Genomic DNA, 21,307 nt, shown 5'->3' with positions numbered 1-21,307 from the left:
AAAAGGGCCATGAGCGATCTTTTTGCGAGCACCGAGGAAGACAGGGCGCCGGTCAACCGGCCGCTGGCCGATCGTTTGCGGCCGGTCAAGCTCGCCGAAGTGGTGGGTCAGGAGCACCTGACCGGACCTGACGGAGCCCTGACGCGGATGATCGACAGCCGGTCGCTCGGTTCGCTGATCTTCTGGGGGCCGCCAGGCACCGGAAAGACCACCGTTGCACGGCTGCTTGCCGGCGAGACGGACCTCGCCTTCGAGCAGATATCGGCGATCTTCTCCGGCGTTGCCGATTTGAAGAAAGTGTTCGAAACGGCGCGGCTGCGCCGCTCGCAGGGGCGGCAGACCCTTCTGTTCGTCGATGAAATCCACCGCTTCAACCGTTCGCAACAGGATTCCTTCCTGCCGGTGATGGAAGACGGCACGGTGATCCTCGTCGGGGCGACGACGGAAAACCCGTCCTTCGAGCTCAACGCCGCTCTTCTGTCGCGGGCGCGCGTCATGACCTTCAACACGCTTGGGCCGGAAAGCCTGGCACGGCTCCTGGAACGCGCCGAGACGATGGAAGGCAAGCCGCTGCCGCTGGACGAGGAGGCGCGCGCGGTTTTGGTCCGCATGGCCGATGGCGACGGCCGCGCCGTCCTGACGCTTGGCGAGGAGGTGTGGCGGGCGGCGCGTGAAGGCGAGGTGTTCGACGCAGAGGCCTTGCAGCGCGTGGCGCAGCGGCGCGCGCCGATCTACGACAAGGGGCAGGACGGCCACTACAATCTGATCTCGGCGCTGCACAAGTCGGTGCGCGGCTCCGATCCCGATGCCGCGCTTTACTATCTGGCGCGCATGTTCGATGCCGGCGAGGACCCGCTTTATCTCGGGCGTCGCCTGGTGCGCATGGCCGTCGAGGATATCGGCCTGGCCGATCCGCAGGCGCTCACCATCGCCAATGCGGCGAAGGACGCCTACGATTATCTGGGTTCGCCGGAGGGCGAACTGGCGCTCGCCCAGGCCTGCGTCTACCTGGCGACGGCGCCGAAGTCGAATGCCGTCTACACCGCCTTCAAACAGGCGATGGCGGCGGCGAAGGAGCATGGCTCGCTGCTGCCGCCGAAGCACATCCTCAACGCGCCGACCAAACTGATGAAGGAAACCGGCTACGGATCGGGCTATGCCTATGATCACGATGCGCCGGAAGCCTTTTCCGGGCAGGATTATTTTCCCGAAAAGATGGGCCGCCGGCAATTCTACGACCCGCCGGAACGCGGCTTCGAGCGCGAGATTCGCAAGCGGCTCGACTATTGGGCAAAACTGCGCAAGGAACGCGGGGAGGGCGGGTGACGGCGCTTGTTGATTTTTGCGCAGCTTCTGCGAAAAGGGCGGCATGAATCATTTGCTGATCGTCGCCGCCGGCGGCGCAATCGGCGCGAGCCTGCGGCATCTGACGGGGCTCGCCGCGATGCGCCTGTTGGGTATCGGCTTTCCCTGGGGAACGCTGGCCGTCAATCTCGTCGGGTCGTTCGTCATGGGCATGTTCATCGAGTGGCTGACGCGGCGCGCCGGCACGCCGCCCGAATTGCGGCTGTTCATCGCGACGGGGCTGTTGGGCGGGTTCACCACATTCTCGGCCTTTTCGCTGGATGTGGCGGTGCTGTGGGATCGGGGCGCCGGGGCGATGGCCGCGGCCTATGTGCTCGTCAGCGTTTGTGGGGCGATCGCCGCCCTTTTTGCCGGCCTTTGGCTGGTGCGGCACTTCGCGTAAGCGCGACTGCCCGAAGACCGGAACGGATTGTTCGTCATGACGAGTGTGCAGCAGGTGGAAGTGCAGAAGGACGAGGCGGACATGCGCCTCGATCGCTGGTTCAAGGTGCATTTCCCCGGCCTCGGCTTCGGCCATCTGCAAAAGCTGTTGCGGTCGGGCCAGGTGCGCGTCGATGGAGGCCGCGCCAAGGCTGAAACGCGGATCAAGGCCGGCCAGATGGTGCGCGTCCCGCCGCTCGCCGTCGATCGCAAGGCCAGCGACAATCTGACGGCGCACAGCCTGCGTGACACGGGCGATGCCGAAGCCCTGTCGCAGATGCTGCTCTATGAAGACCCGAAGGTCTTCGTCTTCAACAAGCCGGCGGGCCTGGCCGTGCAGGGTGGCTCCGGCGTCCATCGGCATGTGGACGACATGCTGGAAGCCTGGCGCAGCAAGAAGGGCGAGAAGCCGCGCCTGGTGCACCGGCTCGACCGGGACACGTCCGGTGTGCTCGTCGTCGCGCGGACGCGGCAGGCGGCCATGCGGCTGGCCGAATCCTTCCGTGCCCGCGAGACGAAGAAGACCTATTGGGCGTTGGTCAAGGGCGTGCCGAAGCAGCGCGAGGGACGCATCTCCACCTGGCTGGTGAAGGAACAGACGCCGGATGGCGACCGCATGCGCGTGGCCAAGCACGGAGAGCCGGATTCCGATCACGCCGTCTCCAATTACCGCGTGATCGAGCAGGCGGGGATCACGCTTTCCTGGCTCGAAATGGAACCCTATACGGGCCGCACGCATCAGTTGCGCGTCCACGCAGCCCATATCGGCTGCCCGATCATCGGCGACCCGAAATATTTCGAAGCCGACCAGAACTGGGATTTTCCGGGCGGCCTGCAGAACCGGCTCCATCTGCATGCGCGGCGCATCGTGATTCCGCATCCCGACAAGGGCAAGATCGACGTCACGGCGCCGCTGCCGCCGCATATGCGGCAGAGCTGGAACCTCCTTGGCCTCGACGAGACGGCGGCGGAGGAGGGGCGGTGACCGTTGCGGTAGCCGATGGCGGCCGGCGCGAGGCGATCGACGCCTTCGCGGCGATCATGATGATCGGCCTCACCTTTTCTTGGGGGCTGAACCAGGTGGCGATCAAGATCGCCAACACCGGCTACAGCCCGATGTTCGTCCTGTTCCTGCGTTCGGCGGTCGCCGCCGGGCTGGTCTTTCTCTGGTGTCGCTATCGGCGCATCAGCCTGTTTCAGCGCGATGGAACCTTGCTGCCGGGTCTTCTGGCCGGCGCCTTGTTCGGCCTCGAATTCTTCTGCATTTTCGTCGGCCTGGAGTATACGTCCGCCGCGCGCGGCGCGCTGATGCTCAACGCCATGCCGTTCTGGATGCTGCTCGGCGGGCATTTTCTGCTTGGCGAGAAGATGTCGGCGGTGAAGTTCGTCGGGCTCGTTCTCGCCTTTGCCGGCGTGAGCCTCGTCTTTTCCGACGGGCTGAGCCTGCCCGGTCCCGGGGCGATCATCGGCGATGTCCTGTGCCTCCTGGGCGGCGTCTTGTGGGCGGCGACCATCGTCGTCATCAAGCATTCCCGGCTGACCGACGCCAGCGCCGAGAAGACGCTCCTCTACCAATTGTCGGTTTCGGGGTTGATGGCGCTGCCGTTCATTCCATTCAATGGTCCCATACTGCGCGACGTGTCATGGCTGGCCAGCGGCGCGTTCGTCTTTCAGGCGGTGTTCGTCGTCGCCTTCACCTATGTGGTGTGGTTCTGGCTGATGCGCCGCTACCCGGCGTCCGGCCTGTCGAGCTTCGCCTTCCTGACGCCGGCCTTCGGCGTGTTGAGCGGCGCCGTCGTCCTTGGTGAGCCACTGACCGCAAAGATCGTCCTGGCGCTGTGCCTGATCGCCATCGGCCTGCTGGTGGTCAACCGGCCGCACCGGCGTGTCGTTCCAGGCTAGAGAGATTATATGTGAGCCCATGCGTGATCTTTTGAACGACCTTCAAGACGGGAAGACCGCCGCCGAGCAGGACCCTGTGCGGCGCGCCCAGAGTGCCATGAAACGGCCGTTGCCGAAGCGCTTCTACAGCGGCGTGTCCGTCGGCGTGGAAGGGGATGCGTTTGCCATTCTCCTCGACGGGCGCATGGTTCGCACGCCGGGTGCGACACCGGTCCTGCTTCCCTCGCAGGCGGCCGCCGAGCTCGTGGCGGGCGAATATGCGGGCCAAGGCGAAGATATCGACCCGGCGACGATGCCGGTGACCCGGCTGGTCAACACGGCGCTCGACGGTGTGGCCCATCACGCGCAACCGGTGCTGGAAGACGTGCTGCGCTACGCGTCGAGCGATCTTCTCTGCTACCGCGCGCCGTCGCCCGAGCGCCTCATCGCCTTGCAGGCGCAGATGTGGGATCCGATCCTTGATTGGGCACAACAGGCGATGGGCGCGCATTTCGTGCTGGCCGAAGGGGTGGTTCATGTGGAGCAGCCGCGCGCGGCGATTGCCGCCGTCAGCGCGCATCTGCGCCAGCGCACCGCGCCGCTCCGGCTGGCTGCCCTGCATGTGATGACGGCGCTGACGGGTTCGCTGATCCTCGCACTCGCGGTCGAAGCAAAGGCCATTCGCGTTGAGGATGCCTGGAAGGCGGCCCATGTCGACGAGGATTGGAACATTGCGCAATGGGGCGAGGATGGGGAGGCCGCAGCGCGACGTTCCGCTCGCGAGCGTGACATGTTCGGGGCCGCAGCCCTCCTGGCCGCGCTCGACGCTTGAGCCTGCCTGCTACCTGTTGCCGAACGCCTGATAGATCATGGCTGCCACCTCGCTTTCGAGCGGGAAGGACAGCATGCCCATGACCGAATAGCCGAGCAGCCAGGGCATCAGGTAGAAGCGAATCATGAAGAAGAACCACGCCACATAGAGCGGCACCAGCGGGTCGAGCAGGAAGCCCGGGGTGAGGGGGCGGAAGACGCGCAGGATCGGATTGGTCGCGCGCACGAAGACGCGCATGAAGAAGAAGCTCGAATCTTCCGGCAGGAAGACGTTCATCGCCGCGCGCCCGATCAGGGTCCACATGATGACGCCAAGTATGTAGTCGATGGCAATAACCCAGATGGGGAACGCACCCAGCATGAAATCTCCTCGCGACACGAATCAGGGGCGGGAAAACCCGCCCCTGAGCAATGATTGTAACCGGTTCAGTGGTTGGACGAAAGGATGGCCGGGCCTGTCGGCACACGGGTCGCGTCGACCATTTTCTGGATTTCCTCGTCCGGCGCTGGTGTCAGCAGGGTGACGACCACCATGGAAACGAGGCTCGCTGTCATGCCGACGATGCCGAAGCGCAGATGGTCCAGCCCGAACCACGGCGTTCCGCCATTATAGACATAGTAGAGATAGGCAGTGCCGGCGACGAAGCCGGCGACCATGCCGGCGATCGCGCCTTCGCGGTTTGCCCGTTTCCACCACACGCCGAGGACGAGCGGGAAGAAGAGGCCGGAGCAGGCGAAGCAGAATGCCCAGGCAACCGCACCCAGAATGCCGGTCAGTTGCAGCGAGGCGATCAGGGCGCCGAGCGCACCGATGACGACCAGCAATATGCGGGCGACGATGAGCCTTGTGGCCGTCTCTGCCTTGGGATCGATGATCTTGTAGTAGAGATCATGGCTGAGCGCGTTGGCGATGGCCAGAAGCAGGCCGTCCGCCGTCGACATGGCCGCTGCCATGCCACCGGCGGCGACGAGGCCGGAGATGACATAGGGCAGGCCGGCGATCTCCGGCGTTGCCAGCACGACGATGTCGGGCCGCAGGAACAATTCGTTCAGCTGCAGGATACCGTCGCCGTTCTGGTCTGCCACCGCAAGCATGTCCACCTGGCTCCAATTCCTGATCCAGTCGAGCGCCAGCACTTCCTCGATCGGCTTGCCGATGATGGCGGTGGGAAGCGTGGGATCGAGAAGCTGCAGCTTCGTCAGCGTGGCCAGAGCCGGCGCCGTGAAGTAGAGCAGGAAGATGAAGAGCAGCGACCAGGCCACCGATTTGCGCGCCGAACGCACGGTCGGGGTGGTGAAGTAGCGCATCAGGATGTGCGGCAGCGATGCCGTGCCGGCCATCATGCAGATTGCAAGCGTGACGAATTTCCACTCCGCATAATCCCCGACCGGCGCCACGGCGGGCGTCGTCAGCACGCTGAGGCCGGCCATGGCTTCGGCTGCAGGCAGAAGTCCATATTCGGCTTCCAGCTCGGTGATCCGCTGTACAGCCTCACCGTAGGAGAAGTGCGGGATGATGCCGAAGCCTTGCGAGTTGGACATCCAAATGACAGGCACCAGATAGGCGATGATGAGCACGATATACTGGGCCACCTGGGTCCAGGTCACCGCGCGCATGCCGCCGAGCATGGAGCATAGAAGGATGCCGAGAAGGCCGAACCAGACACCGACCTCGAACGGAATGTGCAGCGCCCGCGCGGCAACCGTGCCGGTGGCATTGATCTGCGCCGTCACATAGGTGAACGAGGCGGCCACCAGGACGATGACGGCCATCAGGCGGGCGAGATTGCCGCCGAAGCGCGTGCCGATATAGTCGGGCACGGTATAACAGCCGAATTTGCGCAGATAGGGCGCCATCAGCGAGTTGACGAGAATGTAGCCGCCGGTCCAGCCGACCACGAAGGCGATATAGCTGTAGCCGCCAAAATAGATACCGCCGGCCATGGCCACGAAGGACGCGCCGGACATCCAGTCGGCCGCCGTCGCCATGCCGTTATAGACCGCCGGAACCTGCCGCCCGGCAACGTAATAGGCGTCGACCTCCATGGTTCGCGACAGCCAGCCGATCAGGGCGTAGATGGCGATGGTGAATGCGACGAAGAGAATGCCGATCGTATCGGCGGCGACGCCGAGCTGCTCGAGTATCGCCATCAGGACGATGAAGGCGAGAAAGCCGCCTGTATAGATGCCGTAGACGCGGCCGATATTGTCTAGGAAATTGCCTTTTATCAAAGCCATGGTCGGGTTCCCCTATTCTTCTTCCTGGAGACCGAACTCGTCGTCGATCCTGTCCTGGCGCCAGTTCTGGACAAAGATCAGAACGACGAAGGCGATCAGCGAGCCCTGCACGGTCATGTAGAATCCCAGAGGAAAGCCCATGAAGCTGACGCTGTTGAGCGGACCAGCGAACCATGGGATCAATATGGCGAAGATGAACCAGAGAAAAAGGATCACAAAGGTCAGATTTCTTGTCTTCCCCCAATATCGATCCATTTGCTCCGGATTAAGTTTTACCTCGTTGCCGGACATTAAATCCCTCCTCCCTATCTGGGCCGGCGAGCGATAGCGTGCCGGCACACCTCCTCGTCATCGTATGGAATCAGCGCATGATGACGATTACAAAATCTTACGCGCGTGCTATCGCGAATAGAAATGCGACATTGGTCGTAGGAAGTCAGTTGCATATGCCGGCGCTTGGGGAGTGGGTAGCGTCCTGCCAATGTCGGAGGTCTTCGTCCGGCCGCGATGCATGCCGGCGCGATTGTGAGGGAGAGGCAATGTGATAATCGACAGGGCGCGCGCGCTGGTGGGGCGGTTTTCCGGGCTTTTCAGCCTGCGTTTCGACAGGGCGCCGATCGCCACCGCCGAAGCGATGCATCATTTCGTGGCGAGCCGATCCGCCTTCGTCTCGCAGAAAAAGCTCTACGGTTATCTGAAGGCGCGCATGGGCACGCGCTATCCGCTTCTGTTCGAGGATGCGGTTTTCATGGATTCGGTGAATGTGGCGAAGGTCCATGTCTTCGCTGCCGCCCTTTCCGACCTGACGATCCACACGGTCGCGCGGGTGGCGGTGGTGGGCGGGCTCACCCATGAGGAAAGCGCGCGTCTTGCCCGGCAATGCCGCCTGGCCGGGCTCGCGGACAACGAGCAACAGCTTTCCGACATGGATGCGCGCGCGGCATGGGAAAAGGCTTTCGAGGCGCGCCTTGCGGGGGTACATTGGGAGAACATGGCTGCCGGTGGCGATGCCTTCACCGAAAGCCCCGCCGCCTTGTTTCAATGGGCGCCGATCGCCGACGAACTGAAAAAGCTGGACCGCGAAATCGTCGAGAACTCCATACGCTTCGCCTATGGCGAGGTGACACGGGATTTTCGCCGCCGCGCCGATGTTGGCGCGATTGCGCGGGACTGGCGAGGCGAGGGCGGCGCTGAGGCCGGTGTTTTCGCAGGGTGAAAAGAGAGCCCCGCCGGAAGGCGAGGCTCCGTCGTTTCCTGAACGCCACGGGTTGTCGAGAACGGCCCGTGGCGCAATCGGTTAAACCGAGTAGTACATGTCGAACTCGACCGGGTGCGGCGTCATTTCGTAGCGCAGCACTTCGGCCATCTTCAGTTCGATATAGGCGTCGATCTGGTCGTCGTCGAAAACGCCGCCGGCCTTCAGGAAGCCGCGGTCCTTGTCGAGGCTCATCAGCGCTTCGCGCAGCGAGCCGCAGACGGTCGGCACTTTCTTCAGCTCCTTCGGCGGCAGGTCATACAGATCCTTGTCCATCGCCTGGCCGGGATGGATCTTGTTCTTGATGCCGTCGATGCCGGCCATCAGCATGGCGGCAAAGGCCAGATACGGGTTCGCGCCCGGATCCGGGAAGCGGACCTCGACGCGCTTCGCCTTCGGCGATGAGCCGAAGGGGATGCGGCAGGAGGCCGAGCGATTGCGCGCCGAATAGGCGAGCAGAACAGGGGCCTCGAAGCCCGGCACCAGACGCTTGTACGAATTGGTGATCGGGTTGGTGAAGGCGTTGATCGCCTTGGCGTGCTTGATGATGCCGCCGATGTAGAACAGGCAGCTCTCGGACAGGCCGGCATATTCATTGCCGGCGAATGTCGGCTTGCCGTCCTTCCAGATCGACTGGTGCACGTGCATGCCCGAGCCGTTGTCGCCGTAGATCGGCTTCGGCATGAAGGTGGCCGTCTTGCCGTAGGCGTTGGCGACCTGGTGCACGGCATATTTGAACTTCTGCACGCTGTCGGCGCTCTTCAGCAGCGGCTCGAACTTGATGCCGAGCTCATGCTGGGCAGCCCCCACCTCATGGTGGTGCTTTTCGACCAGGACGCCCATTTCGGCCAGCACCGTCAGCATCTCGGAACGCATGTCCTGCGCCGAATCGATCGGCGGGACGGGGAAGTAGCCGCCCTTTATGCGCGGCCGATGGCCCAGATTGCCCGTCTCGTAATCGGTGTCGTCGTTGGACGGCAGTTCGCTGCAGTCCAGCTTGAAGCCGGTGTTGAACGGGTCTGCCTTGTACTTGACGTCGTCGAAGATGAAGAATTCCGGCTCGGGTCCGATGTAGATTGCGTCGCCCAGGCCTTCGGACTTGACGAATGCCTCGGCCTTCTTGGCGGTGCCGCGCGGGTCGCGGTTGTAGGCCTCGCCGGAAATCGGGTCGAGGATGTCGCAGATCACGACCATGGTCGACTGGGCGAAGAAGGGATCCATATGCGCCGTTTCCGGCTCCGGCATGAGCACCATGTCGGATTCGTTGATCGCCTTCCAGCCGCCGATGGACGATCCGTCGAACATGACGCCATCGGCGAACATGTCCTCATCGACTGCCGCGACATCCATGGTGACATGATGAAGCTTGCCCCTTGGGTCGGTGAAGCGCAGATCGACGAATTTTACGTCATTGTCCTTGATCTGCTTCAAGATGTCCTGTGCTGTCGTCATAATCGCTTTCCTGTTTGGGATGGTATTGCCTGGATGTGCCCGTACGAATGGCTGGGACGGAAGGGGGAGGAGTGGATCAAACGGCGTCCGCGCCGGTCTCGCCGGTGCGGATGCGGATGACCTCCTCGACATTGGTGACGAAGATCTTGCCGTCGCCGATGCGGCCGGTCTGGGCCGCCTTGCGGATCGCCTCGATGGCGGCTTCGACCATCTCGTCGGGAATGACGACCTCGATCTTCACCTTGGGAAGGAAATCGACGACATATTCGGCGCCGCGATACAGTTCCGTATGACCCTTCTGGCGGCCGAAACCCTTCGCCTCGATGACGGTGATGCCTTGCAGGCCGACTTCCTGGAGGGCTTCCTTCACCTCGTCGAGCTTGAAGGGTTTGATGATCGCTTCGACCTTTTTCATGCCGGGATGGTCTCCAATGGTTTCAAGGACGTGTTTGCCGCGCCCCATGTCGTTCCGGTTCGGTTAAAGCACGAAACATGCCAAGTTCTGGCCAAGACTTGCATGAACCATGCCAAGCGCTGCATTGTGGACCCTCAGCGCAGCCAATCGTGGATTTTACGGCGCTGAAGCAGCGGCAGGCGCCGGTTGAAAGCGTTAAAATGCGCCAGCGGCTCCATGGCGCAGTCTGGCCTGTGCTTAAAAAATATGCAATGCGCTGAAGAAAGCGACAGAGGGCGATGCGAGCGGAAATTCTGACACCCGAGGAGATGGGCGATATCGATCGCCGGGCTGCGGTGTCCGGCCCATTCGACGGCTACCGGCTGATGCGCAATGCGGGCGATGCCGTCGTGGCGGAAACCCTGGCGCGGTTTGCCGACGCCGCCGGCTTCGATGTCCTGTGCGGTCCCGGCAACAATGGCGGAGACGGCTATGTGGTGGCGCGGCTCCTGGCCGAGCACGGGCTGGACGTGCTTCTGTTTGCCGGTGCGCTGCCGCGCGAGGGGAGCGACGCGGCGCTGGCGGCAGGCGATTGCCCTTTGACCGGCGCGCCGTTCGATGCCTTCCAGCCGAAACCCGACCGCGTTGTGATCGACGCGCTGTTCGGCGCGGGGCTTTCAAAACCGGTTTCCGGCGTGGAGGCCGAAATCATCGGGCGCGTGGCGGCGGCGGGCGCGCGCGTGGTGGCGATCGATCTGCCGTCGGGCGTTTCCGGCGCCAGCGGACAGGTCCTCGGCGCGGCGTTCGACGCGGCGCTGACGGTGACCTTCTTTCGCAGGAAACCGGGCCACCTTCTCTATCCCGGCCGGGCGCTGTGCGGCGAAACGGTGCTTGCCGATATCGGCATCGCCGATGCGCTGTTGCGCCAGACGGGCGTCGCGCTTTGGGAGAACGAACCGGCGCTGTGGCAGCCTTTGTTCCCGTCCGCCGCGCCGGAAGCGCACAAATACACGCGCGGCCATGTGGCCGTCTTTTCCGGCGGGCCGACCGCCACGGGCGCGGCACGCCTGGCAGCCCGCGGCGCAGCGCGGATCGGCGCCGGCGCGGTGACGCTGCTTTCGCCGGCCGGCGCCCTGATGGTCAATGCCATGCACCTGACCGCCATCATGCTCAGGCGTGCCGAGACGGTGGCGGAGGTCGAGCGATTTTTTGCCGAGCGCCGGCCGGCGGTGGCCGTTCTCGGGCCCGGGTTCGGCGTCGGCGACAAGGCGCGCGCCTTCGCCCTTTGCGCATTGCGGCAGGACGCCGCCGGGCTGCGCGGGCTGGTGCTCGATGCCGATGCGATCAGCGCCTTTTCCACGAACCCGCAGGAACTGTTCGATGCCGCGCGGGAGGCGGGGGCTCCGTCGCTCGTGCTGACGCCGCATGAGGGCGAGTTCGGGCGGCTGTTTCCCGGCCTTGCCGGTCAGTCGGGTGCGCCGAAGGTCGAGCGGGCGCGGCAGGCGGCGAAACTGGCCGGGGCAATCGTCGTGCTGAAGGGCGCCGACACGGTGATCGCCGACCCGGATGGCCGCGCCGCCATCAACACCAACGCGACGTCAGTGCTCGCCGCGGCAGGTTCCGGCGACGTGCTGGCGGGCATCATCGCCGGATTGATGGCGCAAGGCATGCCGGCTTTCGAGGCGGCGTGCGCCGGGGTGTGGCTGCACGCTGAAGCCGGGCAGTTGTTCGGGCCGGGATTGATTGCCGAGGACCTGCCGGAACTGCTTCCAGAGGTGCTGGCCGACCTCACCGGGTAGCCCCTGAACGGTTGGTGTCAGTCGCGGACCCGCTGCATCAGGGCCTGCGCGGCCTGTGGAGCGCGTATCTTGCCCTCGTGGATGAAATAGACGAACACGTCGCGCGGCTTCTTCTGCGGCGTGAAGGACGGATCGGCCAGCGGCAGGTCGTCGGGCTGGCCGCCCTCGGCCCAGAGTTCCGCGCGCCTCGCCCAGGCATCGAGTTCCGCCGGCGGATAGGCGGTGGGAATGGAATCCTCGCCGCGCTGCAGCCGCGCATAGACAAAGTCTCCGGTGATGTCGGCGAATTCCGGATAGATGTTGTGATGGGCATAGCAAATGGCCGCGCCGTATTTGTGCGCCAGCGCGATGAATTCCGGGACGACGAAGCTGTCGTGGCGCACCTCCAGCACATGGCGCAGACCGACACCGTCGCGCGCTGCCGGCAGCAGTTTCAGAAACCCCTCGAAGTCGTCCGGATCGAACTTCTTCGTCGGCGCGAACTGCCAGACCAGCGGACCGAGCTTGTCGCCCAGCTCGGAAATGCCCGAACCAAGAAATTTCTCAAGCGATTCAGCCGCATCCGACAAGACCTTGCGGTTCGTCACGAAGCGGTTTCCCTTCAGCGCGAAGACGAAGTCATCCGGCGCATCGCTGCCCCATTTGGCATACACCGCCGGCTTCTGGCTGCCGTAATAGGTGCCGTTCACCTCGATGGTCGGAATCTGCCGGCTGGCATATTCGAGCTGGCGCTTCTTGGGCAGATCGTCGGGATAGAACGTGCCTTCCCACGGCTCGAAGGTCCAGCCGCCGATGCCGGCGCGAATGGTGCCCCTGGTCATTGAAAATTACTCCGCTGCCTGTGCCTTGCCGGCGGGGCGCCGCTCGAGAAGCTCCTTCAGGAACCTGCCCGTGTAGCTGCGCTGCTCGGCCATGATGTCGTCGATCGAGCCGGCGGCGACCAGTTCGCCGCCGCCATCGCCGCCCTCCGGACCGAGATCGAGCACCCAATCGGCGGTCTTGATGACCTCCAGATTGTGCTCGATCACCACCACCGTGTTGCCCTGGTCGACCAGCTCATGCAGCACTTCAAGAAGCTTGGCCACATCGTGGAAATGCAAGCCAGTCGTTGGTTCGTCCAGAATATACAAGGTGCGGCCCGTGGCGCGTTTCGACAATTCCTTGGCTAGCTTGATGCGCTGCGCCTCGCCACCCGAAAGCGTGTTGGCCTGCTGGCCGACATGGATATAGCCGAGGCCGACGCGCGACAGCGTGACCAGCTTGTCGCGCACGGCCGGCACGGCGGCGAAGAACTCGACGCCCTCATCGACCGTCATCTCCAGCACGTCGGCGATCGATTTTCCCTTGAAGGTGACGTCGAGCGTTTCGCGGTTGTAGCGCTTGCCGTGGCAGACGTCGCAGGTGACGTAGACATCGGGCAGGAAGTGCATCTCGATCTTGATGACGCCGTCGCCCTGGCAGGCTTCGCAGCGCCCGCCCTTGACGTTGAACGAGAAGCGGCCCGGCTGGTAGCCGCGCGCCTTGGATTCGGGCAGGCCGGCGAACCAGTCGCGGATCGGCGTGAAGGCGCCCGTATAGGTCGCCGGGTTGGAGCGCGGCGTCCGGCCGATGGGCGACTGGTCGATGTCGATCACCTTGTCGAGGTGTTCCAGCCCCTCGATGCGGTCGTGTTCGGCCGGATGCTCGCGCGACCCCATGATGCGGCGCGAGGCGGATTTGAACAGGGTCTCGATCAAAAGGGTCGACTTGCCGCCGCCCGACACGCCGGTGACGGCGGAGAAGGTGCCGAGCGGGATTTCCGCCGTCACGTTCTTCAGATTGTTGCCGCGCGCGCCGACGACGCGGATGCGCCGCTTCTTGGGGATTTCCCGCCGCGTCTGCGGCATCGGTATGGCCAGCGCGCCGGTCAGGTACTTGCCGGTGATCGAAGCGGGGTTGGCCATGATGTCGCGCGGCGTGCCCTCGGCGATGATCTGTCCGCCATGCACGCCGGCTGCCGGGCCGATATCGACCACATGGTCGGCGGTGAGGATGGCATCCTCGTCGTGCTCGACGACGATGACCGTGTTGCCGAGATCGCGCAGATGGCGCAGCGTGGCAAGCAGCCGGTCGTTGTCGCGCTGGTGCAGGCCGATGGACGGCTCGTCGAGCACGTAAAGCACGCCGGTCAGGCCGGAGCCGATCTGCGAGGCAAGCCGGATGCGCTGGCTTTCGCCGCCCGACAGCGTGCCCGAATTGCGCGACAGGGTCAGATAGTCGAGGCCGACATCGTTGAGGAAGGTCAGCCGCTCGCGGATCTCCTTGAGGATGCGGGCGGCGATCTCGTTCTGTTTGCCGTTCAGGCGCTCCGGCAACGTTTCGAACCACTGGCCGGCCTTGCGGATCGACATCTGCGTCACTTCGCCGATGTGCAGGCGGTCGATCTTGACGGCCAGCGCCTCGGGTTTCAGCCGGTGGCCGCCGCAGGCGGGGCAGGGGTGCGCCGACATGTAGCGCTCGATCTCCTCGCGCATCCAGGCCGATTCCGTCTCCTTCCAGCGGCGCTGCAGATTGACGACGACGCCCTCGAAGGGCTTTGTCGTGCGGTAGCTGCGCAGGCCGTCATCGTAGTCGAAGGCGATCTTCCTGTCGCCGGTGCCGTTGAGAATGGCGTCCTTCGCCTCATCCGGCAGGTCGCGCCAGCGGTCGCCGACCTTGAAACCGAATTCGCGGCCGAGCGCTTCCAGCGTCTGCAGGTAGTAGGGCGAGGTGGATTTGGCCCAAGGGGCCACGGCCCCCTCGCGCAGAACGATGCTGTCGTCCGGCACCACCATGTCCGGGTCGATGGCGCGCTGGCTGCCGAGCCCGTCGCAGGCCGGGCAGGCGCCGGCCGGGTTGTTGAACGAGAACAGGCGCGGCTCGATCTCGGCAATGGTGAAGCCGGAGACCGGACAGGCGAACTTTTCCGAGAAGACGATCCGCTCATGGGTCTCGTTCTTCGATTTGTTGGCGCTGCCGCCTTCCGCCGTCTCGGCCTCGGGCAACGGCTTGTCGGCGAATTCTGCCACCGCCAGACCATCGGCGAGACGCAGACAGGTCTCGAGCGAATCCGCCAGGCGCGTGGCGAGATCGTCGCGCACGACGACGCGGTCGACCACCACGTCGATGTCGTGCTTGTACTTCTTGTCGAGCGCCGGCGCGTCGGCGATCTCGTAGAAGGCGCCGTCGATCTTGACTCGCTGAAAGCCCTTCTTCTGCAGTTCGGCCAGTTCCTTGCGATACTCGCCCTTGCGGCCGCGCACGATGGGCGCCAGCACATAGAGCCTGGTGCCTTCCTCCAGCGCCATCACGCGGTCGACCATCTGGCTGACCGTCTGGCTCTCGATCGGCAGGCCGGTGGCCGGCGAATAGGGCACGCCGACACGGGCGAACAGCAGCCGCATGTAATCGTAGATTTCCGTCACCGTACCGACGGTCGAGCGCGGGTTGCGCGAGGTGGTCTTCTGCTCGATGGAGATGGCCGGCGACAGCCCGTCGATCTGGTCGACATCGGGCTTCTGCATCATCTCCAGGAATTGCCGCGCATAGGCCGACAGGCTTTCGACATAGCGGCGCTGGCCCTCGGCATAGATCGTGTCGAAGGCGAGCGACGACTTGCCCGAGCCCGACAGGCCGGTCATGACGATCAGGCTCTCGCGCGGCAGATCGAGATCGACGTTCTTCAGATTGTGTTCGCGCGCACCGCGAATGGAAATGAACTTGTGTTCGGGCATGCCCCGTCGCTGCCTTCTCGATAAATGGACAGGCCGGCATTGGCCGGCCACGCTTCATGTAGGAAACGCAGCGCAAATGTCGATGACCGCACACAAGGTCCCGAAGGCGGCCACGTCTCGCCGCTGATGCGTTTTCCCGTTTTTTGCCGCAAAGGGCAAGCGAAAAGAACAAAGGCCGAACAACATCCTGACAAAACAATCGATGCCCCTGCATCCCGGTGCTTCGATCACATTTTGATTCGCGGGCGCCGTGTCGCTTGACCCCCGTGCGGCGGAGGCGCAGTATCGGCGCGTCAGGGTTCGCAGGCGCGATGACGCCGTTCTGACCGGGTGCCGGTGGGCACCACGAACCGGCCAGCGCCGCTTGAGCCTCCTGACAAATGAGCAATGGACCTGAATCGCGAACTTGGAGGGAGGCATGACTCCACCTGACCGATCGCCCTGGCTTCGCAAGACAGGCGAAGCCACAGTCGGCTGATCCGACCGTCCGGCTTTGCGAAAGCGGAACCGCTTTCGCGCTGCAGAAAACGGGACGATCCGAAGACGATACGCTCTCTTTCAGGGATGCGTCGTCGGGAAGTGTGACCACGCTGGTGGCTGGCTGCCCAATCAATGAAAATCTTACAATCCATCAGGAGCGGCAAGGCCGCACATCCTGAGAGAAAGCCGGTAAAACCCTCCCGGCAAAAGGGTCTGAGACCCAGAGCCCCGCGCGCTCGAAACGGAAGCGGCGGGGCTTTTCATCGTGCGCCATCGGGGCGCGCTGCCGGGCGCGGGCGGCGGCTGGCGCCGCAAATCTCAGGCCGTCATCCGGGATTCGACCGGCGCGGTTGACAAGGTGGCCGCGTAATGAGAACATAATAGGAACAAATGAACTGTGGACGAGGCGGCGCGCGGCGCAGCCAGCCGGCGCGCCGGCCGGTGGCTTGCGATAGAGTGCGCCGCAGATTTCGGACAAGCGTGGAGAAGCGTCATGGCGGGCAGCGTCAACAAGGTCATTCTGGTGGGCAATCTGGGTGCTGATCCCGAAATCCGCCGGCTCAATTCGGGCGACCCGGTCGTCAACATGCGCATCGCCACGTCGGAGAGCTGGCGCGACAAGGCGAGCGGCGAGCGCAAGGAAAAGACCGAATGGCACAACGTCGTGATTTTCAATGACAATCTGGCCAAGGTCGCCGAGCAGTATCTGAAGAAGGGCGCCAAGGTTTACATCGAGGGCCAGCTGCAGACACGCAAATGGACCGACCAGAGCGGCCAGGACCGCTACACGACGGAAGTGGTGCTGCAGAAGTTCCGCGGCGAGTTGCAGATGCTCGATGCCCGTGGCCAGGGCGGTGGTGACCAGGCCGGCTATGGCGGGCAGGGCGGCTATAGCGGCGGCGGTCGAAACTCCGATTTCGGCCAGTCGGGCCCAGCGGACAGTTCCGGCGGTGGCGGCGGCCATTCGCAGAATCTCGACGACGAGATCCCGTTCTGACGGGTCGTTCGATCGGTTGAGCCTGACGCGGTAGCGGCGTTGCCTCAGCGTGTCAGGACGATGAAAATACTGATGCAACAAGCCGGTCAAATGACCGGCTTGTTGCGTTTTTGGCATCGGCGCATCGGGGATACGACCAGGCTGTCGGATATGACTGCCACAAATCCCGGATCGGCTGGGTACCCCCACATCGCGCCTCTATGGGTCTTTCGGTGGAGGAAGATCATCATGGCGCCGCAATCGTTTCGGAACGATGCCCGGAATGCGCTTCGGCGCAGCACACTGGAAGGTTTTCGTGCCAGACGGGTTCATCGTTTCATGGAAACGCTGCCCCGCTCTATCTCCTTGTTTTTCTGCATTTGTGCGGACGTCAGATGCTTCCACCCGGCAGCTCAAATGCCATAGACACCCCTGGAATGATTCACTCCATGTCACGCATTCTCCATGCATCGTTCATCACCTTCTGGCTGCTCGGCTCCGCATTGGCACAGGAAGCGGCGACTTCTGACGGCGGCGGCGATCGTGCCTCCGGCTGGCCGGCGAAAAAATGCCTGCTGTTCCGACAAATCACGGACGAGGCGCTGGCGCGCATCGGCGTCGAGGGGATGGGGCCGGCGTTTCTGGAGAAGCAGGAGCGATTCATCGCCTCCGGATGCCTGATGCGCATCGCCATCTGCCCGACCGCGCCGAAGGAACTCGACTATGCCAATCTCGTCTCGCTGCAGATGATGAATGCCGGGGCGACGGGGTCTTTCCTGCCCTTTGCCTGTCGGTGAGGTCTAGATCACGATGACTTTGGATTGGCTCAATCCAAAATCATCGTGATCGCTCTCAATAAGTTAGAGCGGGATGCGGGCGGAAAACCGTTTCACACTTTTCCTCATCCCGCTCTAGTCAGCCGAAGAGAAGCACGCGGCAGCGCCCGCCGGCATCGGCGGCCGGGGCGCCCGGCTCGCGGACGATCAGCGCGTTGGCTGCGGCCAGCGTCGTCAGCATCGATGAATCCTGCACGGGAAACGGTGTGGCGATCAGCCCATCCGGGCCGGCGGCCACCGAAGCGCGGATGTAGTCGCGGCGTTCGTCATTGGCCTTGAGCGGCGTGCTCAGCACGGCGCTGCGCAGATCCGGCGTAAAGGCGCGCTGCCCCAGGCGTGCCGCCAGCGGACGCAGGAAGAGATGGGCGCAGACGAGGCTCGAGACCGGGTTGCCCGGCAGGCCTAGCACGCGCATATCGCCCAGCCGCCCGAACATCAGCGGCTTGCCCGGCCGCATGGCAATCTTCCAGAAATCGAGCGATACGCCGGCGTCGAGCAGCGCCTGGCGCACCAGGTCGCGGGCGCCGACGGAAGCGCCACCGAGCGTGACGAGCACATGGGCGCCGGCGTCGCGCGCCTTGAGGATCGCCCCGGTGATCGTCGCGGCATCGTCGGCGACGATGCCGAGATCGAGGATGCGCGCGCCTTCCGCCTTGGCCAGCGCGCCGATGGCGAAGCCGTTGGAGGCGACGATCTGGTCCGGGCCGCAGGGTTCGCCGGGCAGCACGAGCTCGTCGCCGGTCGCCAGGATGGCGATCAGCGGGCGCGCCGTTACCGGCAGGGTGGGATGGCCGGCCGCGGCAGCCAGGCCGATGGCGGCGGCATTGAGCAGCCGACCCTCATCGAGCATTGCCTGGCCCTGGCGAAAGTCCAGCCCGGCGCGGCGGATATGGCGTCCCCTCTCGACGGAGATCATCGCCTCGATCCGGCTCTCGGCGAGGGTGCGGGCGTTTTCCTGGATGAGGATCGTATCGGCGTTTTCGGGCACCGGTGCGCCGGTGAAGATGCGCACCGCCTGACCAGGGCCGAGCCTGCCGTGAAAACGGCTTCCGGCAGCCGATTCGCCGATGACGTCCAGTTCAACGGGCACCGTCTCCAGATCGGCGGCGCGCACGGCATAGCCGTCCATGGCCGATGCGTCGAAGGGCGGCTGGGTGCGGGTGGCGCTCAGCGGTCTTGCCAGCACGCGGCCGTCGGCATCGGCGATGCGCACCGTCTCGGCCGGCAGCGGCTTGACGCCCTCCAGGATGCGTTCAAGTGCCTCGTCGACCGGCAGCAAAGCCATGTTCAATACCCGTCGGCGCGCCAGGCGCCCGATTTGCCGCCGGTCTTCTGCAAAAGGCGAATGCCGCTCAAGACCATACCTTTGTCGAGCGCCTTGGCCATGTCGTAGATGGTCAGGCAGGCGACGGAGACCGCCGTCAGCGCTTCCATCTCGACGCCAGTGCGGCCATCGACCCGCACTTCGGCGGTCACGCGCAGGCCGGGCAGGGCACGGTCCGGCTCGATGTCGACGGTAACCTTCGACAGCATGAGCGGGTGACAAAGCGGGACCAGCTCATGCGTCTTCTTGGCGGCCATGATGCCGGCGATGCGCGCCGTGGCGAGCACGTCGCCTTTCTTGGCGTTGCCGGAAAGAATGGCTTCCAGCGTTTCAGGTTGCATCGTCACGGCGCCTTCGGCGATGGCGCGGCGCCGGGTCTCTTCCTTGCCGCCGACATCGACCATGCGGGCCTCGCCGGTGGCGGAAAGATGCGTCAACTTGCTCCCGGCGCCGCCCATCGCGCTCAGACCGTCGCCTGCGGGGCGTCAAGACCCAAAAGGGCGCGGGTCGCGGCGGTCACGTCGGCCTGGCGCATCAGGCTCTCGCCGACCAGGAACGACATCATGCCGGCGCGCGCCAGCCGGCGGCAGTCCTCGTTGGTGAAGATGCCGCTCTCGCCGACCACGATCCGCCCCTCCGGCACGCGCGGTGCCAGGCGTTCGCTGGTCTCGAGCTTGGTCTCGAAGGTGCGCAGGTCCCGATTGTTGATACCGATCAGCCGCGAGGATAGTTCGAGCGCACGCTCCAGCTCCTCCTCGTCATGCACCTCGACGAGAACGTCCATGCCAAGATCCACGGCGGCGTCTTCGAGTGCGTGGGCTTCGGCATCCGACACGCAGGCCATGATGATCAGGATCGCATCGGCGCCCCAGGCGCGGGCCTCGAACACCTGATAGGGCTCGAACAGGAAGTCCTTGCGCAGAATCGGAAGCGCGCAGGCTTCCCGCGCCATACCCAGGAATTCGGGGGCGCCCTGAAAAGAAGGGGTATCGGTGAGCACAGAAAGGCAAGTGGCGCCGCCTGACTCATAGGCTGCCGCAAGTTCCGCCGGCTGGAAATCGGCGCGGATCAGCCCGCGCGAAGGGCTGGCCTTCTTGATCTCGGCGATCAACGCAAACCGGCCGGCGGCCTTCTTTTTCGCGAGGGCATCGGCAAAGCCTCGCGGGGGCGCCGCATCCTTCGCCATGGCAGCGAGTGTGCCGACCGGCAAAGCCGCCTTTGCCGCTTCGATCTCCTTACGCTTGTAAGCCTCAATCTTCCGCAAAATATCAGTCATGCTTAAAATGCCTTTGGTTGGAAATATCTATCAGTCGCTCGAGTGCCCTTTCCGCTTGACCTCGGTCGATGGATTCGGCCGCGAGCTTAATGCCGTCTTTCAAAGTCTTTGCCCGACCCGCTACCACCAGGGCGGCGCCGGCGTTGAGAGTTGCAATGTCGCGATAGGGGTTTTTCTCGCCCTTCAAAACGGCGCGCAAGGCCTGGGCGTTGTGTTCGGCGTCGCCGCCTTTCAGATCGGCCATCGACACGCGTTTCAAGCCGATTTCTTCCGGTGTGATCTCGAAATGGCGGACCTGTCCGTCCTCGAGCGCGGCCACCTGGGTGACGCCGGCGGTGGTCATCTCGTCGAGGCCGGCTCCATGCACGACCCAGACGGTCTCCGAGCCCAGTTGCTGCAGAACCTTGGCCAGCGGGGTAACCCATTCGGGGGCGAAGACGCCGACGAGCTGGCGACGCACGCCGGCCGGATTGGACAGCGGGCCGAGCAGGTTGAAGATGGTGCGCGTGCCGAGCTCGACGCGCGAAGGGCCAACATGGCGCATCGCCGAATGATGGGCCGGGGCGAACATGAAGCCAAGCCCGGCCTCGGCGATGCAGGCGGCGATCTCCTTCGGCCCGAGCTCGATATCGATACCGAGCGCGGCCAATGTGTCGGCAGCGCCCGAACGCGAAGAGAGCGCGCGGTTGCCGTGCTTGGCGACCGGCACGCCGGCGCCGGCAACGATGAAGGCGGCGCAGGTCGATACGTTGTAGGAACCGGAGGCATCGCCGCCGGTGCCGACGATGTCGACGGCATCGTCCGGGGCGGACACCGAGAGCATCTTGTCGCGCATGGTGGCGACGGCGCCGGAAATTTCCTCGACCGTTTCGCCGCGCACGCGCAGCGCCATCAGGAAACCGCCGATCTGGCTCGGCGTCGCGTCGCCCGACATGACAACGTCGAAGGCGTCGCGCGCTTCGTCGAAGGTCAGCGATGCGCCGGAAGCGACCTTGGCGATATGGGCTTTGAAATCGCTCATGGCCGGC

The 21,307-nt window shown here is 64.3% G+C and carries 20 protein-coding genes; 9 read left to right on the top strand and 11 right to left on the bottom strand.

Going from position 1 to position 21,307, the window contains the following annotated elements:
• Nucleotides 1-9 precede the first annotated feature (9 nt).
• From AB843_RS23715 to AB843_RS23695, 5 genes are read left to right on the top strand one after another with little or no spacing between them, the layout of a single operon-like run.
• On the top strand, nt 10-1,326 hold the full coding sequence (locus AB843_RS23715; RefSeq protein ID WP_048649397.1) for a replication-associated recombination protein A: 1,317 nt from the start codon (nt 10-12) through the stop codon (nt 1,324-1,326).
• 43 nt (nt 1,327-1,369) lie between these two features.
• On the top strand, nt 1,370-1,747 hold the full coding sequence (gene crcB / locus AB843_RS25385) for a fluoride efflux transporter CrcB (RefSeq protein ID WP_048649424.1): 378 nt from the start codon (nt 1,370-1,372) through the stop codon (nt 1,745-1,747).
• A gap of 36 nt (nt 1,748-1,783) precedes the next feature.
• Entirely contained in the window at nt 1,784-2,770 is a 987-nt protein-coding gene (locus AB843_RS23705; protein WP_048649396.1) for an RluA family pseudouridine synthase, read from the top strand.
• Nucleotides 2,771-2,826: 56 nt separating this feature from the next.
• Nucleotides 2,827-3,687 carry a DMT family transporter gene (locus tag AB843_RS23700; RefSeq protein WP_082143988.1) on the top strand — a complete coding sequence of 287 codons (861 nt, stop codon included), beginning with the start codon at nt 2,827-2,829 and terminating at the stop codon, nt 3,685-3,687.
• A gap of 19 nt (nt 3,688-3,706) precedes the next feature.
• Nucleotides 3,707-4,498 carry an ATP12 family chaperone protein gene (locus tag AB843_RS23695; protein WP_048649394.1) on the top strand — a complete coding sequence of 264 codons (792 nt, stop codon included), beginning with the start codon at nt 3,707-3,709 and terminating at the stop codon, nt 4,496-4,498.
• Between the two features lie 9 nt (nt 4,499-4,507).
• Here AB843_RS23695 and AB843_RS23690 read toward each other — a convergent pair whose 3' ends face one another.
• From AB843_RS23690 to AB843_RS23680, 3 genes are all read right to left on the bottom strand, one after another.
• Nucleotides 4,508-4,858 carry a YggT family protein gene (locus tag AB843_RS23690; protein ID WP_048649393.1) on the bottom strand — a complete coding sequence of 117 codons (351 nt, stop codon included), beginning with the start codon at nt 4,856-4,858 and terminating at the stop codon, nt 4,508-4,510.
• A 65-nt stretch (nt 4,859-4,923) separates the two neighbouring features.
• Entirely contained in the window at nt 4,924-6,735 is a 1,812-nt protein-coding gene (locus AB843_RS23685; RefSeq protein ID WP_048649392.1) for a sodium:solute symporter family protein, read from the bottom strand.
• 12 nt (nt 6,736-6,747) lie between these two features.
• Complete coding sequence (locus AB843_RS23680) at nt 6,748-7,026, bottom strand: DUF4212 domain-containing protein (RefSeq protein WP_048649391.1); 279 nt, start codon at nt 7,024-7,026, stop codon at nt 6,748-6,750.
• 250 nt (nt 7,027-7,276) lie between these two features.
• Between AB843_RS23680 and AB843_RS23675 the strand changes: the two genes are divergently transcribed.
• Entirely contained in the window at nt 7,277-7,951 is a 675-nt protein-coding gene (locus tag AB843_RS23675; RefSeq protein WP_048649390.1) for a hypothetical protein, read from the top strand.
• An 81-nt stretch (nt 7,952-8,032) separates the two neighbouring features.
• On the opposite strand, the gene glnA is transcribed toward AB843_RS23675, so the two are convergent.
• Together glnA and AB843_RS23665 are read right to left on the bottom strand one after the other, a co-directional pair.
• Nucleotides 8,033-9,442 carry a type I glutamate--ammonia ligase gene (gene glnA / locus AB843_RS23670; protein WP_048649389.1) on the bottom strand — a complete coding sequence of 470 codons (1,410 nt, stop codon included), beginning with the start codon at nt 9,440-9,442 and terminating at the stop codon, nt 8,033-8,035.
• A gap of 76 nt (nt 9,443-9,518) precedes the next feature.
• Nucleotides 9,519-9,857 carry a P-II family nitrogen regulator gene (locus tag AB843_RS23665; RefSeq protein WP_008597523.1) on the bottom strand — a complete coding sequence of 113 codons (339 nt, stop codon included), beginning with the start codon at nt 9,855-9,857 and terminating at the stop codon, nt 9,519-9,521.
• Nucleotides 9,858-10,135: 278 nt separating this feature from the next.
• On the opposite strand from AB843_RS23665, the gene AB843_RS23660 reads away from it, so the two are divergent.
• The gene (locus tag AB843_RS23660; protein ID WP_048649388.1) at nt 10,136-11,635 is read left to right on the top strand and encodes a bifunctional ADP-dependent NAD(P)H-hydrate dehydratase/NAD(P)H-hydrate epimerase; all 1,500 of its coding nucleotides are present in this window, start codon (nt 10,136-10,138) and stop codon (nt 11,633-11,635) included.
• A gap of 17 nt (nt 11,636-11,652) precedes the next feature.
• On the opposite strand, the gene AB843_RS23655 is transcribed toward AB843_RS23660, so the two are convergent.
• A complete protein-coding gene (locus AB843_RS23655) occupies nt 11,653-12,456 on the bottom strand; it encodes a DUF72 domain-containing protein (protein ID WP_048649387.1) in 804 nt (267 codons plus the stop codon).
• Between the two features lie 6 nt (nt 12,457-12,462).
• Complete coding sequence (gene uvrA / locus AB843_RS23650; RefSeq protein ID WP_048649386.1) at nt 12,463-15,387, bottom strand: excinuclease ABC subunit UvrA; 2,925 nt, start codon at nt 15,385-15,387, stop codon at nt 12,463-12,465.
• Nucleotides 15,388-16,360: 973 nt separating this feature from the next.
• Between uvrA and AB843_RS23645 the strand changes: the two genes are divergently transcribed.
• Together AB843_RS23645 and AB843_RS23640 are read left to right on the top strand one after the other, a co-directional pair.
• Entirely contained in the window at nt 16,361-16,864 is a 504-nt protein-coding gene (locus AB843_RS23645) for a single-stranded DNA-binding protein (RefSeq protein ID WP_048649385.1), read from the top strand.
• A 428-nt stretch (nt 16,865-17,292) separates the two neighbouring features.
• Complete coding sequence (locus AB843_RS23640; RefSeq protein WP_048649384.1) at nt 17,293-17,640, top strand: hypothetical protein; 348 nt, start codon at nt 17,293-17,295, stop codon at nt 17,638-17,640.
• Nucleotides 17,641-17,758: 118 nt separating this feature from the next.
• On the opposite strand, the gene AB843_RS23635 is transcribed toward AB843_RS23640, so the two are convergent.
• From AB843_RS23635 to trpD, 4 genes are read right to left on the bottom strand one after another with little or no spacing between them, the layout of a single operon-like run.
• On the bottom strand, nt 17,759-18,964 hold the full coding sequence (locus AB843_RS23635) for a molybdopterin molybdotransferase MoeA (protein WP_048649383.1): 1,206 nt from the start codon (nt 18,962-18,964) through the stop codon (nt 17,759-17,761).
• Between the two features lie 2 nt (nt 18,965-18,966).
• Nucleotides 18,967-19,461 carry a cyclic pyranopterin monophosphate synthase MoaC gene (moaC, locus tag AB843_RS23630; protein WP_048649382.1) on the bottom strand — a complete coding sequence of 165 codons (495 nt, stop codon included), beginning with the start codon at nt 19,459-19,461 and terminating at the stop codon, nt 18,967-18,969.
• A gap of 5 nt (nt 19,462-19,466) precedes the next feature.
• Complete coding sequence (trpC, locus tag AB843_RS23625) at nt 19,467-20,279, bottom strand: indole-3-glycerol phosphate synthase TrpC (protein ID WP_048649381.1); 813 nt, start codon at nt 20,277-20,279, stop codon at nt 19,467-19,469.
• A complete protein-coding gene (gene trpD / locus AB843_RS23620; protein ID WP_048649380.1) occupies nt 20,272-21,300 on the bottom strand; it encodes an anthranilate phosphoribosyltransferase in 1,029 nt (342 codons plus the stop codon). Before trpD ends, trpC begins: the two co-directional genes overlap by 8 nt.
• Nucleotides 21,301-21,307 lie beyond the last annotated feature (7 nt).

Origin of the sequence: Nitratireductor soli (assembly GCF_001050155.1) — a bacterium.
GTDB lineage: Bacteria > Pseudomonadota > Alphaproteobacteria > Rhizobiales > Rhizobiaceae > Nitratireductor > Nitratireductor soli.
Note: the sequence above shows the minus strand (reverse complement) of the source record. Positions and strands in the feature narration are given on the sequence as shown.

Bases quoted from the DNA above. Each gene is read 5' to 3' on its own strand.
- AB843_RS23715 (WP_048649397.1), top strand. From the start codon at position 10: ATGAGCGATCTTTTTGCGAGCACCGAGGAAGACAGGGCGCCGGTCAAC.
- crcB (WP_048649424.1), top strand. From the start codon at position 1,370: ATGAATCATTTGCTGATCGTCGCCGCCGGCGGCGCAATCGGCGCGAGC.
- AB843_RS23705 (WP_048649396.1), top strand. From the start codon at position 1,784: ATGACGAGTGTGCAGCAGGTGGAAGTGCAGAAGGACGAGGCGGACATG.
- AB843_RS23700 (WP_082143988.1), top strand. From the start codon at position 2,827: ATGATGATCGGCCTCACCTTTTCTTGGGGGCTGAACCAGGTGGCGATC.
- AB843_RS23695 (WP_048649394.1), top strand. From the start codon at position 3,707: ATGCGTGATCTTTTGAACGACCTTCAAGACGGGAAGACCGCCGCCGAG.
- AB843_RS23690 (WP_048649393.1), bottom strand. From the start codon at position 4,858: ATGCTGGGTGCGTTCCCCATCTGGGTTATTGCCATCGACTACATACTT.
- AB843_RS23685 (WP_048649392.1), bottom strand. From the start codon at position 6,735: ATGGCTTTGATAAAAGGCAATTTCCTAGACAATATCGGCCGCGTCTAC.
- AB843_RS23680 (WP_048649391.1), bottom strand. From the start codon at position 7,026: ATGTCCGGCAACGAGGTAAAACTTAATCCGGAGCAAATGGATCGATAT.
- glnA (WP_048649389.1), bottom strand. From the start codon at position 9,442: ATGACGACAGCACAGGACATCTTGAAGCAGATCAAGGACAATGACGTA.
- AB843_RS23665 (WP_008597523.1), bottom strand. From the start codon at position 9,857: ATGAAAAAGGTCGAAGCGATCATCAAACCCTTCAAGCTCGACGAGGTG.
- AB843_RS23660 (WP_048649388.1), top strand. From the start codon at position 10,136: ATGCGAGCGGAAATTCTGACACCCGAGGAGATGGGCGATATCGATCGC.
- AB843_RS23655 (WP_048649387.1), bottom strand. From the start codon at position 12,456: ATGACCAGGGGCACCATTCGCGCCGGCATCGGCGGCTGGACCTTCGAG.
- uvrA (WP_048649386.1), bottom strand. From the start codon at position 15,387: ATGCCCGAACACAAGTTCATTTCCATTCGCGGTGCGCGCGAACACAAT.
- AB843_RS23645 (WP_048649385.1), top strand. From the start codon at position 16,361: ATGGCGGGCAGCGTCAACAAGGTCATTCTGGTGGGCAATCTGGGTGCT.
- AB843_RS23640 (WP_048649384.1), top strand. From the start codon at position 17,293: ATGTCACGCATTCTCCATGCATCGTTCATCACCTTCTGGCTGCTCGGC.
- AB843_RS23635 (WP_048649383.1), bottom strand. From the start codon at position 18,964: ATGGCTTTGCTGCCGGTCGACGAGGCACTTGAACGCATCCTGGAGGGC.
- moaC (WP_048649382.1), bottom strand. From the start codon at position 19,461: ATGGGCGGCGCCGGGAGCAAGTTGACGCATCTTTCCGCCACCGGCGAG.
- trpC (WP_048649381.1), bottom strand. From the start codon at position 20,279: ATGACTGATATTTTGCGGAAGATTGAGGCTTACAAGCGTAAGGAGATC.
- trpD (WP_048649380.1), bottom strand. From the start codon at position 21,300: ATGAGCGATTTCAAAGCCCATATCGCCAAGGTCGCTTCCGGCGCATCG.